This window comes from Mycobacterium sp. WUMAC-067, assembly GCF_020217485.1.
In the GTDB taxonomy this organism is placed as follows: Bacteria; Actinomycetota; Actinomycetes; order Mycobacteriales; family Mycobacteriaceae; genus Mycobacterium.
Genome location: NZ_JAEKMI010000035.1, coordinates 1 through 13,464, shown reverse-complemented (window position 1 = coordinate 13,464; position 13,464 = coordinate 1). Strand labels below are relative to the sequence as shown.

Below are 13,464 nucleotides of genomic sequence, written 5' to 3'. Positions count from 1 at the left end.
CTATGTCACCTGCGACATGAGTCATCAGATGTCGTACCGGGAGGATTCGAACCATCCCCGCGCCGGCGCCTCCCATCCCGAGACCTCCGCTTGTACGAGGGTGCGCCAATACAACCAGTGCTCCGGCTGCTGACAGGTGTGCGCTATGTCGAACACGATGCTGTCGGAGACCGGGACCATCGAGACGTCAACAGTTCCTCCGCCGTCGATGCGGAACGAAAGTTCTGCCGACTTGATCGTTCGTTGTTCGTCGAGGTAATCGAAGTGGGCATCGATGCAGGTCAAGGTTTGAAGGTGGTCGGAATCATCGCGCAGATAGCCCATGGCGAGTTCGGGCCATACACTCCCGACGAAATACAGTTGTCGGCGCTGCGTTTGCAAATCGCCCATGGCGAAGCTCTTGCGCCAGTCGCGTGGCCCCCACGATTTGTCCCGGTGCGCTCCGGCTCGAACGGCATGACTCTGGTCGCCGACGGTTACGAATCCCTTAGCCGACAGGGACTGTTCGAAACGCCCTGTGGCATAACGTGTTAGGCCCTCGTCCGGTCCGATTCCGGTTCCGTGCAACGGTCCCGTCGCGGCATAGTCCAGCTCGACCGACAGCGGCACCCGCGCGCCCGTCTGAGGCCCGGAGCGGACCAGGGCGGTCCCTGCGATGCTGAGGTGGCCACTGCTGAGCGCCTGCTCGTCGCGGCTGGAGAAGGTCAGGCCCCATTTGTCGTAGGCGACTCCGTCGTCGAAGGCGATGTCGGCGTAGTTGAGCCTTGATTCCTCGATGGTGAGCCATGCACCGTTGACGTGTACGAAGCACCAAAGCATTGCGCGGTCCTGGTTGGGGGTGACGCCGACGCGGAAGACTCCCGCCGGGCCACCGTTGGCGTCGATCCAGGACAAGAACCACGACTCGTTCCAGGACCAGTCCCCGGGGTCGATGGGATGAAGGTCTTCGTCGGCCGCCGTGAACGACGACAGTCCTCGTGCCATCAGCGATCGCCTACAGCTGTCGTGTGACCGTCGATCACATCTAGCATCGTCATTGACACCCCAATCATTAGAACGGGCCGAGCTTGCGCAGTGGACAGTATCCGGCTTCCCACCTCACCCAGGCACAGCGCCCAAGATACATTTAAACAAATCGCAGTGAAAGATCTAGATTTTTAGTAAGGTTGTGCTGTGCTGTGCTGTGTGATGGGGGCGATGGTGATGACCGCGTTACTGGCCCCGCTGCGCCGAATTATTCTTGCCGATCGTCGATTCGACCGGCGTGCCGCCAACGCGACGCACTGGCGACTCCCGGTCTCCAGTGCCAGTGATCGCGTGATCTTTGAGGACAACATTCGCCGATGAGCCACGTGACCGAGTTGGACAGCCGGTACTTCGATGTGCCGCGGCAATGGCCAGGGCCCGTCACACGAAAACGGCTGAGAAGATTCCGGCTCAGCTACGGTGCCGTAGCCGGTGCGGGATTCGCGTTGAGCGTGCTGGCGCCCAGCGACCACTGGCGCGCCTTCGGGCTGGGACTGGTTCTGCCTGGGGGTGGATTCCTGCACTATCTGGCTGGTGATTTCTGGGCCGTGACTGAGCACCTAGCACTCGCCGCGGTTTCAGCGGGGGCCTTCGCCGTTGCCGTGGTGGTGTGGTGGTGGTGCGGCATCGTGCTCCTGCCCATCATCGTATGGGTGGGCACGGCTGCGCTGGCAGCGACGATGCACCACGATGCAGTCCTCGACACTTCGTGGCTGATCGTGGCCGCTTTGGTCGTCGCCATCATTGCCGCTGAGACATACCGCAAGCATCGGGTTGCCCGACAGATCGACGGCCGCGTGCAACTTCACGCCGCGCGGGCCTCCCGCGCACCGATGTTGGCCGCGCGGCCCGCCGAGCAACGCGACGAGCTGTCGCTCGCCGATCTGTCGGCACTGCGGTTTGCTCTGGATCGAGCGCTTCAGCCGGTCGAACAGTTCAACGGGTTCCACTTCGGAGATCAATGGCAGCTTTCGGCGACCCGGTACCAAATCTTCACGCTGGGCTGGGCGCTTGCACTGGCCAATGCCAACTACTTGCCGGCAATGCGTGGCTACCTTCAGGACGCGCAGCTCAACCTCCTGGAGAAGACCCGCGATCCACGACTGTGGTCGTACTGGAAGTGGGAGAACCTTTGGGGCAACTTCCGATTGGGAGCGGACCCCCTGATTCACGACAACATCATGTACAGCGGCTACGTTGGCAAACAGCTTGGCCTGTACCAAGCCGCCACCGGCGACCTTCGCCACGACGCGCCCGGTGCGTACACCTTGGTTTCGCGACGCGGTCGACGCTACGTCTACGACGTGCCCACGTTGATAGAGATCTTGGTGTCCCAATACGAGAGCGCACCGTTCGGAGCGTGGCCGTGCGAGCCGAACTGGATTTACCTCTTTTGCAACACCACCGGTGGCGTGGCCATCCGCGCATACGATGCGGCGCACGGCACTGCACATTGGGACCGCGTTGCCGAGCGCTTCGATCGTCACATCGCCCAAGAGTTCACCCGGCTCGACGGGACGATCACCGAACTTCGCTCGGCCTACACGGGATTGACTCCTCCGTTCACTAACGGGCCGGCCACCACGATGAATGCAGCGATCGGCCTGCACCCGCTATGCCGTGAGCGCGCCGAAGGTTTGTGGTGGCTTAGTCGCGACGATGTCGTCGAGCAGCTCGAAAGTGGCGAAAGTAAGCTAAAGCAAAACGAGCCCGCGTTTGATCCGGGCAATATGAAGCGCAGCCCGGGATTCAAATTCGGGATGTTGTTGCACGGCGCCCGCGAGTTCGGCGACGATGACCTCGCTCGCGCGATATGCGCGGCTATCGAGACCGAGTTGACCTCGTGCAGCGAGGCCAAAGTGCTTTCTTACCACGACGTTTCGGTGTGGGGTCACGCCCTCCTGCTGATGGGTAGGGTGGGCCGCAAGGATGGCCTGCACGACCTTGCCACCCTTGGTAGCGATCCGTCGAACCGGACTGGCCCCGTGCTGCGCAACGTGCATTATCCCGACGTGCTGGTGGCGCGCGCATTCGGAGATGGTGCTGCCTTGGATACAGTGTTGTATCCCGGGCGTGACGCCGGACGGCACCACCTCGAACTGGCGCAACTTCGTCCGGGTGCCCGGTACCGCTGCGTTGGAGCCCTCACTGACGTCATCACGGCCAACCAGGACGGAACTGCCACCATCGCGATCACCGTTGAGGGACGGACCCCGCTGACGGTGGTCCCGCAAACCTGAATGTCTTCCGCCGAACATGGAGAGTGGATAGAGCACAGTGAAAGCCAATGCGCTGCTTATGGTCGACCTGCTTGCCTGCTCCGCCACAGCCGACAAGATTGAGGCGGCAGGGTTCGACGGCGTCGTGCGTCTGTCCACGCCATTTCCCAAACCGCCTTGGTCTGCTATTCACGGTGAGACGGCCAGTAACGGGACGACGGACGATCTAGCCTCGGCTGACGAATTGACGGTTGATTCCGCAGCTGCCAGCTTGAGCAGGCACTGATGACGATGAGCACCCACGGTGGCTGACGGCAAGCGCACGGCGGGAATCGAAAAGCCCCAGCAGATCGCACAAGAGCTTCGTGACCTGATCGTCAGCGGTGTACTCAAGGAAGGCGAAAGCCTCGGCCGCGAACCGGAAGTGGTGGCTCGCTTTGGAGTGTCACGACCGTCTCTGCGAGAAGCCTTGCGGATCCTCGAGGCCGAGCGGCTGATCGAAGTCGTTCGTGGCGTCAATGGCGGTGTATTCGTTCGCGCACCTGACAGCCGGACCACCGCACGCACCGCCGCGATCCTGTTGCGATCGCGCAATGTCTCGCTTGCCGACGTATTCGAGGCCCGCTCACTTATTGAGCCCATCGCTGCCAAAGCGATCGCCGCACGCCGAAAGGGCAGACGTTCAGCCCTCACTCATCTGCGGTACCTCCTCGACGACCAACGTCGAACCATCGATGACCTGGAAGCGTTTGGTGTCGCCAACCTCGCCTTCCATGAGGCTCTCGTCTCGTTGGGCGGGAACACCACCCTGAGTATGTTCGCTGAGACGATCAACCAGATCGTCGCGCACGCATTGATCAACGACAGCCGAGGCGACCCCGTGCTCGCAGTGACCGCCACTCGACGACGCGATCTACGCTCCCAGGAACGGTTACTCGAGATCATCGAGGCCGGTGACGCCGACCGCGCTGAAGCCCACTGGCGTGCACACATGGCCGCGCTGGGACGAGTGATATTGGGCACCAACGCATCTAGCGTGGTGGAACTCATACCAGCCAACCCTTGAGGCACCTGGCACCGGCGTTCCAACACTGAAATATCTGGGTCCCGCCTGCACGATCAGACCTCCAAGAGTGGATTGACCACCCGAGCTCACTGGGGCAATACTGCTCGCCCACTGCGCATTCTCGGCGGTGACCGCACCGAACAGCCAGCGGGCACGTAGGGAAGCTGTGGTTCTAGGCACGGGCGACAGCGCTCGGGCAAACGAACTCCTCGCTTTACCTCATGAACTGATCGCCCACTCCAAATGCCCAGCTTCGGTGGCATTCGTCGATTCCATCGATCGCATGCCGACGGGCAAGCTGCTCAAACGACCACTCCAACACTGGGTCAGAGACCCTTCGCTGACCCAGCCCTGCACCACCAACTCAGTACGATCAAGCCACGGGCGCTGAGTCCACATCTGTCCGGCCGAGAGCCGCGTCCATCATGCCGTCTCCCATCAGCATCCGCACCATGCCCTCGAAGTCTTCACCGACGTCCACTCCGAGTCCACCGTCGACACCGAGGATGTGACCTGTGACGAATGAAGCCAATGGACTTGCCAGCCATAACACCGCATTCCCAATGTCGTCGGGTTCACCAGCGCGGCCGAGGAAAGTCTTGCCGATCACGTCCTCCTGGAACTCCGGAGGGCAGTACTGCAGATTGGACTCGGTGGAATGCCACCCCGGCCGAATACCATTGACGCGGATTTTGAACTGCGACAACTCAAATGCTGCGCACTTTGTGAGCATCTCTACCGCCGCCTTACTGACGCTGTAGGCTGCCATCCAGCGCTCAACTTTAACTCCTGCTGTCGACGACATCGTGATGATGGAACCGCCGTTCTCCTTCATTGCCGGCACCGCGTGCTTGATCGTCAACGCCGTGCCGATCACGTTTAGGTCCAGAGCGAAACGCCAACCGGCTGGATCCAGTGAGGTTATCGGTGCGGGGAATGCCCCTCCCGCGTTGGCGATTACGATGTCGATCCGCCCGGAGGGGCCTGCCGCCGCCGCCATCGCGGCTTCCACCTGCGACTCCTCAGTGACGTCACACTGGTGCGTGGCTATGGTTCCACCCACCGCGAACTTCTCGAGCTCGTTGGCAGCCAACTCGAGTACATCGGCGCGTCGCCCCGCAATCAGGACGTGCGCGCCGTGCTCTATCAGTGTCTTGGCGCTGGCAAAGCCGAGACCGGTCCCCCCACCCGTGATGATTGCCCGCTGACCCTTGACAAGCTCCATTGCATCACTCTCTTCCTAGACGAGGCCGTCTCCGTCGATCGGAGGCCGTAGCGCATAGTGCCCGTGGTGACCCCAACCAAAATATCTAGATGTATGGAAAATATCTAGATGGATCGGTGTTACGACCTACACTAATTTTCGACTGCTAGGCAGCTTCACAGAACAACTCAGGGAGACGGAATGACCGGTGACACCGCCGCGACCGCCGAAGAGGCGTTCGACATCGAACGCCTCCACGACTGGCTCGCGAACGAAGTCGACCCTTCGTTAGGGCCGCTGACAGTGACGAAACTCGGAGGTGGACACTCTGGGGGAGCCTGGAGAGTCGACAGCACGCTTGCAGATGCGTCCGTGTCATTCGTCCTCAAGGCGCCACCGGTTACCGGCGGGATGGTGTTTCAGGCTGATCCGTGTCGCGAGGCACGAATCATGGATGCGGCCCGACGACTGGGCGCACCAGTGCCACGCATCATTGCGGTCGACCACGGAGCTCGAGTAATCGGCCGGCCATGCTTTATTCTCGAACACGTCGCCGGACGAAGTGTGGCCGACACGACTCCAGACGGTTACCACGGTACGGGCTGGTTCCGGGACCACTCCTCGGATACTCAACGTCTCATTTGGGAAAGCTTCGTCGATGCGTTGGGGACCTTGCACAAAGTCGATCCCAGCGAGTTCGCAGAATCCGAGAATCTGCCCCGCGGCTGCGGAGCTGCGATCGAGTACTGGCGATCATCGCTACTCGACGCTGCCGACGCGGAAACGGTGGCTCGCCAACTGGCGGTGCTCGACTGGCTACAGGCCAACATCCCAGTTGACGCCGACGCCGCTCCGGCCATCTGCATGGGCGACGCTCGGTTGGTAAACGCCCTCGTCAACGGGGACAGCGTGCAAGCCCTGGTCGATTTCGAGGTGGCGTATATCGGCAATCCCGCGGCCGACATCGGCTATGGGCTGTTCCTCGACGAGATGCACCGGCAAAACTCCGACGAACCCCTGCCGGGAGTGCCCTCCCCCGAAGAAACGTGGCAGCGCTGGAGTCAACGGACCGGCCGACCGGTAAGCGATTGCAACTACTGGACGGCATTCGGCGTGATGGTCCTGTGCATCACCGCCACGCGCGCAATGGTCCAGTGGGGGCTAGCCGGTCCGTCCCTCGAGGACACGAATCCGATTGTGGCCGAATGGGAGCTCATGACCACCCGGGCATCTCGGCACATTCACGCCTGAGCAGACCAGGCGAAAGTTATGTGACCGGTCACCGCGTTGGCACCTCGACAACCGGCTTTCAGGTCCATCTTGAGCTTGTCTTCATGCCATATTTCGGCCGGTATGAAGAATGCGAAGACAAGCCGGGCCGATGCGGAATCGGAATTCACCTGCTTTAAGGGGTGCCCATGCCCTACGTCGAGCCCGAGGACATCGCCAACGTTGCCGTCGTTTTGGCCAGCGACGAGTCCCGTTATGTGACGGGTCAGCAGATTCGAGTCGATTCCGGGGGTGGTGCTCCTCAAGTTCGCCGACGGGCCAGCCGGCTAGCGGCGTCCAGCCCGGCATTGAAGTCTTTTGCGCAGCTACTCCGTTGGGCGCGGTCCTTACGAGTTGCCGCCCGTAGCATCACTCAGCACATCGGCACCGCTCGACAAGCCTCTGCGATCGCTGGTCCTTCCGATCCCCAGGTGCCTTCCGGAAAGTCACAATGGCTGCGGCTGTCTCGCATAACCGAGTCCGACACAGACGGTGCCGCCGGCGCTAGCTTTCGGGCCACTGGTAGACGCCGAAAACCCTCGGTATGACGACGCGTCCGGCGGGCGACGCCATGACGTCGCCGATTGCACGGACCGCTGTCATCGCCACAGCAAGCTGTCCCTGCGAAACGTTGGCGAGTCCGGGAACGATGCCGTTGCCAATCTCGAGATCGAGCTGCATTGAGGGCACGCCCGTTACGGTGATGCGGACCCTGAATTGTCCGGCAAGCTGCGAACTCCACTGCGGTATATCACTCGCCGCAGACCAGTACTCCTCAGCAACCAGGACGGGCTTGCCCTGCTGATACGCAGTCCAGCAGAGTTTTTGCCCAACGACGGTCCTAGCCTTCAATGTCGCGCAGCGGAGAACGACGTCCTGGGATGCCGTAACGGTCTCAATTGACCGCTCGATGGAGTCGATCCGGCAGTTTAGAACATCAGCCGCTCCCCCGAGCGCCTGCTCGTACTGAAGCGAAACTGCGCTGAACATCGGTGACTCCACGGTGATTTCGTCCGGCTGCTTGCCCATTCCCATGAGATCTACGAGCATGCCGCGCTCCGAGATTTCTGAGCAGTCGACGAACTCCTGCACGGTGATGCAGTCGACATGCTGGGAAAGTGCGGTCACTGCTGTGGCCAGTCGTTCGAAGACGAATCCAGGGTGCTCGCCGGCTGCAAAGAACCGCGACCCTCCTGTACGGCAAGCTGCGGTGATGCGATCAGCGATCGCTCGACTGCAGCTTGGCAAGTGGTTGTAGGAAGTCGTGGTGATGACATTCTTCCCCGACGACAGCAGGGCGACAATGTCATCGACGTTCGTGTCCACAGTCCCGGCTTTGCTTGCAGCGTGCAAAACCACATCCGCCTCGAGCGCGAAGATTGCGCCCTGGTCAGCGGTAGCGCACACACCAGTCGCCGGTCGATCGACAAGTGCGCCGGCGTCGAGCCCAACCTTCGTCTCGGAGTAGACCAACACGCCAACAAGTTCGAGCTCTGGTCTGTCGATGACCTCACGCAGCTGCGCCAGACCGACCGGGCCTGTTGCCCACTGAATGACCCGGACAGTCATGAGACCGTACTCGCGGCGAGCCGTGCTCGCTGTTCACCCTCGTGGTTGGCGAAACCAATTCTTGCTACCGGTGCCACCGCGGCGTCCCCTCGTCCGCGAATAGGGCAATGTAAGTTTCCAGGGGTAAGCGAATGTGTTGCAGTGCCCAACGAAAAGTGCCGGCCAGAGCATCGCCGATGGCAATGGTCGATTCGCACATCGAGCGATCCGTAACTGCGCCCGTCAACACCCGGAGCCGCCGAGTAGCTCTAACGCGTTCTCGCGCATGATTTTCTGGATGTCTGCGTCACTGAAGGACGTCAACTCGCTGGTGAAAGCAACTGGATCGGCCAGCCCCTCGCCGTGGGGCCAGTCCGATCCGAACAGAATCTTGTCGACTCCGACAGCCGCGGCCAAGGCATCGAGGTCGTCTTCGTAGTAGGGGGCGATCCAAACGTTGGTGTGCAGTTGTTCCACGGGATCTACGGGGAACAACCGCGGGTGGTTGTTCGCCGCCTTCTTGAGGCGTTTGATCAGCCGGAAGACAAAATATGATCCGTTTTCGATACTGACCGCCTTCAACGCCGGATGGCGAGTGAATACGCCGTGGGCAATCATCGACGCCATACTGTCGTGGATGGCTCGGTCGTCTACGAGGATCTGATCGAGTGGATCCGGCTTGGACCCGAAAGGCTCAAATGTCGACTTGCCGCCCCACAGCGCCGCGAATTGTAAATAGCCACTGTCACTGAGGTGGAAACCGACGGGCACTCCCGCCTCAGCCAGCCGCGCCCACACCGGGTCGTGGATGGGGTGTCCCAGTGACCGGGGTTTAACCACGCCCGGTACGGGGGCGGGCCGTACGAGGACGAGTTTGGCATCGCGGTCCAACACACGTTCCACTTCATCCACGGCTTTGTCGGGGTCAGCGAGGGAGATGATCGGCGCCGAAATAACCCGTCCATCAGGCCGGTGGAATCCCCAGTCCTCGTCCAACCACAAGTTGAAGGCGTGCACCGACTCCATCGTGGCCTCGACGTCATGCTTCAACGCTTCTTCAACGCCGCAGGCGAACGTCGGCAGCATAAAGACCGTTTCGATGCCTTGCTTGTCCATAACTTTCACACGGGCCTCGCGGTCCTGGTACTCGGGGTGCTCTGCGAGTCGGTCAACCTTCATGAGCGAGGCCGGATCAATGCCATCGGGGATCTCTCCCCTGAACAGTAGATCCAAACATCCAGGCACAATGATTGGATCGAACGTCGGGTTGGCTATGAACCGGTTGACTCGCTGGCCGATGACGGCCGTGGTGCGCTTGCCATTTGTGAGCATCTGCACACCACGCAGCTTGAACGACTTGCTCAGATGCCTTGTGAAGGCATCCAACGGTTCGTAGTAGTGGTGGTCAACGTCAATTGGCCTGTAATCCAACGCCATTTCTTGTGTCCCTCTCATAACCATGGCCCGGCCCACCAGGTGCGTTTAGGTCTTGTTCGACGCGGGCGGTCAGCCGTCCGATGACCGCGGGTCGCTAGCCCCGACCTCTCGGCGCTCCGCTCCTCACTAACGGGCGGCGATACTGAACCGGCGCTACAAGGCACGCGAAACCTTTAGATCTATCTTAGTACCGTCCTAGTTGATTACACCACTCTCGGCAGACGTGCACCATGCCCACTGGCTAGGCGTGCAGAGGATCGGCAATGCCGCGCTCGACCTAGCTCGGCGGCCCCGCGGGACCGCCCCGATCGGCCGGGTGTCTGTCGGTGTGAAGTACGGTGCGGGGAGCGGTTATCGATTTTGTCAACCACGTCACCGCAGTTGGTTAACATCCACGGCCGCTGGTCCAGGCCGTTAGGTCACGTCAGCGCGGCCCAACTGGCTGGGTGCCCACTTTACAATCCCATATCTCTAGATGTTTAATGTGGCGCTAGTCTGCCGATAGACCTGTGGCGCAACTAAGACCACATGCTGACAGTTGGAAACGAGGTGGCCACCGTGAGGTTCCTGTGCACCTTTGTCGCCGGGGGCTGCTTCGCGCATGCACCGCGGTACTTGGGGCCATGGTCGAAATCCGCTGGCACAGCGTATATGGCGCTCAGGAAGTGCGGTCAAAGGTTTCACGACAATTCCGCGCAGCGGTTTGGAATGACGTACGCATGAGCGATTGCCGTAACATCATCGATCCGCTCACGGGGGCGGCGACCTTCACCATGCCCTCGGTACTCGACGCCGTTGCCGACGCCGTCCCCGATCGGGAGCTGGTGGTCCAAGGGGACCGCCGCTACACATTCGCACAGATCAGGGACCGGTCCAACCGGCTTTCATCCTTTCTTCATGGGCAAGGTCTGGGGTGTCACACCGAACGGTCCGCGCTGGACGGCAGCGCCGTCGGACAGGATGTCGTCGGCATCTGCGCCTACAGCGGCAACGAGTTCGTTGAGTCGTTACTCGCGTCGTTCCGGGCGCGGGTTGCGCCGTTCAACGTCAACTACCGCTATGTCAAATCGGAATTGACCTACCTGCTTTCGGATTCCGCCGCAACCGCTCTCATCTATCACGCCACCTTTGCACCTGTGCTGGCCGAGGTGCTGCCTGGACTACCCGATCTGCGGGTACTCGTTCAGATCGCCGACGAGTCGGGCAATCCCCTGCTTCCCGGTGCAGTCGATTACGAGTCGATCGTCGCAGCAGGTTCATCGCAAGCTCCCCCAGTGACCCCATCGCCAGACGACCTTTACATCCTCTACACAGGTGGCACCACTGGAATGCCGAAAGGTGTGCTCTGGCGTCAACACGACATCTTCATGGCCGCATTCGGCGGACGCGATTTGTACACCGGCCGCTCTGTCGGCTCGATCGAGGAGGTCGTCGAGCGCGCCGCCTCTTCCACAGGCACCAAACTCATGGTGCTTCCACCCCTTATCCACGGCGCAGCGCAGTGGGGTGTCATGTCCGCGGTCACGCTCGGGCACACCGCGGTGTTCTCCCCCGTGACACACCGGTTCGATGCTGACGCGGCCGTGCGCACCATTTCGCGGGAGAAGGTTTTTGTGGCATCCATCGTTGGCGATGCCATGGCGCGTCCTCTGGCGGAAGCGATCGAAAACTCGCACGCCGATGTGTCATCGCTCGCCCTGGTCGGGAACGGCGGCGCTCGGCTGACTGCATCGATCAAGCAACGCTTGATCGATGCATGTCCAGGGCTCATTGTCCTGGACGGCGTCGGTTCATCGGAGACAGGAGCTCAATTGACCCACATGTCGACGTCCGGCGCGGTGTCGACGGGCACATTCAAGCCGGGACCCGATACCTATGTGGTCGGTGAGCACTGCGATCGGGTGCTGCCTCCAGGTCATGAAGGCACCGGTTGGTTAGCCCAGCGCGGATGGGTTCCGCTCGGGTACAAGGACGACCGGGCCAAGACTGCGAAGACATTCCCCGTCATCGACGGTATCCGCTACGCAGTACCCGGTGATCGGGCACGTCATCTGGCGGACGGCGCAATTGAGCTATTGGGCCGGGAAGCAGCGTCCATCAACTCTGGCGGCGAAAAAGTCTTCGCCGAGGAGGTCGAGATGGCGATTGCCTCGCACCCATCTGTCGCCGACGTCGTGGTCACCAGTCGCCCGAGCGAGCGCTGGGGCCAAGAGGTGATCGCGATCGTCGCGCTCACCGAACCCGGTGCGGTCGACGCCGCGGCTCTGATCACCCACGCGGCGGCTTCGCTGGCGCGTTACAAGCTGCCGAAGGCAGTGCTGTTCCGGCCCGGTATTGAGCGCAGTCCCGCCGGCAAAGCTGATTACACATGGGCCCGAGCACAGGCGAGCGTTGAGCGAAAGAAATGAGGAACATTCCGACCGCACCAGAAGGTGAAGATGGAGTCCCACCCGACTCCCCTTCTGGCACAACATGACCCGGATCAACCGGGTGCGAAGACGCTACACGTGGCGATTGTGATTGACAAACGTGGTCGCAAACTCGCCTAGTAGCGTGCGACGCAGCCGCGCCATGTGGGTGGCCCAATGTGCTTGGGCGGCATCAGCATCACCGTCGGCGATGAGTTCCACGAGCAGTTCATGTGCGCGAGTCGTACGCCGGCGTGCGGTCGCGGGTTGCTCTTGGCCCCTTGTCAGCACGTCGGCGATCGCTCGGTCGACGACTTCGTTGATGGTCTCTGCCATGAGTATCAGTGTTTGGTTTCCGGCCAGATGCACTATCTGACTGTGGAAACGAACCACGGCGTTGGCCCACCCGAGCGGATCGTCGACGGTGCGCTTCTGCTCGACAATGACCTGCCGAAGCAGTTCGGCTGCGCGCTGGCGACCACGCGAGGTAGCCAACATACGCGCTGCGGCCGGTTCGATGACGGCGCTGGCGTCAAAGACATCGGACAGCGAGACGCTGCGCGCCTGCAGAACCAACGCCGCCGCGCGGGCCGTCATGCGCTGGTCCGGACGATGGACGACCACACCGCCGAGCACACCGCGTGCCACCGAGATTAGGCCATCGGCCTCCAGGATTCGCAGGGCTTCACGCAAAGATGGCCGTGACACGTCGAACTGGTCAAGCAGATCGGCCTCGGTGCCCAGCAGGTCACCCTCGTCCAATCCGCCGGTGATGATCACGCCGCGCAGTTGATCGGCGATTTGTTTCGGTTTGCCTGGTGGCGGGTTCTCGGCCGGTTTTTGGGCCGCCGCCGCTGTGCGCTTAGCCACTTCTCTCCCCACTATCTGACAATTCCACGGGGCCGCGAAGCCCAGACCCTTGACGACGCTAATTATCCGACATTTATCGCCGGGCTGCGCCAACGTTCCGCTAGCGGTCTCACCGTACCGCCACGACAACGGGTTCTCAGCGTCGCGAACCCAGCCGTCGTTGTGAACTGGTCGGACGAATAGCCGCCGCCGAGACGGCTCCATGCAAGCTAACCTTTAGATGTTTAAGCCACGATGGCCGACTCCCGGCCCGCGCAACCCGTCTGCACGCGTCCATGTCTATTGAGCCAGCTGAGGTCTCGATATGAACGTCGCGTCCACTGCGGAATGTGTGGTAGACCTTACCGGTGGGTCGTTTGTAGAGCCGGCGGTATCTGGGGAACAACAGGCTCGCACGCGATCCAGAAGCGTCGCAAT

Annotated in this window: 10 protein-coding genes and 1 pseudogene; 6 read left to right on the top strand and 5 right to left on the bottom strand. The window is 61.4% G+C overall.

Annotation, left to right across the window (positions count from 1 at the left end; all coding sequences use genetic code 11):
* Positions 1–24: 24 nt before the first annotated feature.
* Positions 25–984: a hypothetical protein gene (locus JF781_RS20745; protein WP_225329143.1), complete on the bottom strand. Its 960-nt coding sequence runs from the start codon at positions 982–984 to the stop codon at positions 25–27.
* A 213-nt stretch (positions 985–1,197) separates the two neighbouring features.
* Between JF781_RS20745 and JF781_RS20740 the strand changes: the two genes are divergently transcribed.
* The 3 genes from JF781_RS20740 to JF781_RS28580 all read left to right on the top strand — a co-directional run bounded on the left by JF781_RS20740 (position 1,198) and on the right by JF781_RS28580 (position 4,311).
* Positions 1,198–1,347: a hypothetical protein gene (locus JF781_RS20740; protein ID WP_225329142.1), complete on the top strand. Its 150-nt coding sequence runs from the start codon at positions 1,198–1,200 to the stop codon at positions 1,345–1,347.
* The gene (locus tag JF781_RS20735) at positions 1,344–3,266 is read left to right on the top strand and encodes a hypothetical protein (RefSeq protein ID WP_225329141.1); all 1,923 of its coding nucleotides are present in this window, start codon (positions 1,344–1,346) and stop codon (positions 3,264–3,266) included. The genes JF781_RS20740 and JF781_RS20735 overlap by 4 nt, the downstream gene beginning before the upstream one ends.
* Before the next feature lie 283 nt (positions 3,267–3,549).
* Positions 3,550–4,311 carry a FadR/GntR family transcriptional regulator gene (locus JF781_RS28580; protein ID WP_225329140.1) on the top strand — a complete coding sequence of 254 codons (762 nt, stop codon included), beginning with the start codon at positions 3,550–3,552 and terminating at the stop codon, positions 4,309–4,311.
* A gap of 373 nt (positions 4,312–4,684) precedes the next feature.
* Here the strand turns inward: JF781_RS28580 and JF781_RS20725 are convergent, their stop codons facing one another.
* The gene (locus JF781_RS20725) at positions 4,685–5,536 is read right to left on the bottom strand and encodes an SDR family NAD(P)-dependent oxidoreductase (protein ID WP_225329139.1); all 852 of its coding nucleotides are present in this window, start codon (positions 5,534–5,536) and stop codon (positions 4,685–4,687) included.
* 180 nt (positions 5,537–5,716) lie between these two features.
* On the opposite strand from JF781_RS20725, the gene JF781_RS20720 reads away from it, so the two are divergent.
* Entirely contained in the window at positions 5,717–6,766 is a 1,050-nt protein-coding gene (locus JF781_RS20720; RefSeq protein ID WP_225329138.1) for a phosphotransferase family protein, read from the top strand.
* Between the two features lie 123 nt (positions 6,767–6,889).
* Positions 6,890–7,075: pseudogene (locus JF781_RS20715) on the top strand (SDR family oxidoreductase); the annotation flags it as partial.
* Positions 7,076–7,288: 213 nt separating this feature from the next.
* Here JF781_RS20715 and JF781_RS20710 read toward each other — a convergent pair.
* Positions 7,289–8,353, bottom strand: coding sequence for a dihydrodipicolinate synthase (locus JF781_RS20710; RefSeq protein ID WP_225329137.1), 1,065 nt, complete (start codon positions 8,351–8,353; stop codon positions 7,289–7,291).
* Between the two features lie 222 nt (positions 8,354–8,575).
* Entirely contained in the window at positions 8,576–9,769 is a 1,194-nt protein-coding gene (locus tag JF781_RS20705) for an amidohydrolase family protein (protein WP_225329136.1), read from the bottom strand.
* A 719-nt stretch (positions 9,770–10,488) separates the two neighbouring features.
* Between JF781_RS20705 and JF781_RS20700 the strand changes: the two genes are divergently transcribed.
* Positions 10,489–12,177, top strand: a complete 1,689-nt coding sequence (locus JF781_RS20700; RefSeq protein ID WP_225329172.1) for an acyl-CoA synthetase — start codon at positions 10,489–10,491, stop codon at positions 12,175–12,177.
* A 93-nt stretch (positions 12,178–12,270) separates the two neighbouring features.
* On the opposite strand, the gene JF781_RS20695 is transcribed toward JF781_RS20700, so the two are convergent.
* On the bottom strand, positions 12,271–13,059 hold the full coding sequence (locus tag JF781_RS20695) for a FadR/GntR family transcriptional regulator (RefSeq protein WP_225341299.1): 789 nt from the start codon (positions 13,057–13,059) through the stop codon (positions 12,271–12,273).
* Between the last annotated feature and the right edge of the window lie 405 nt (positions 13,060–13,464).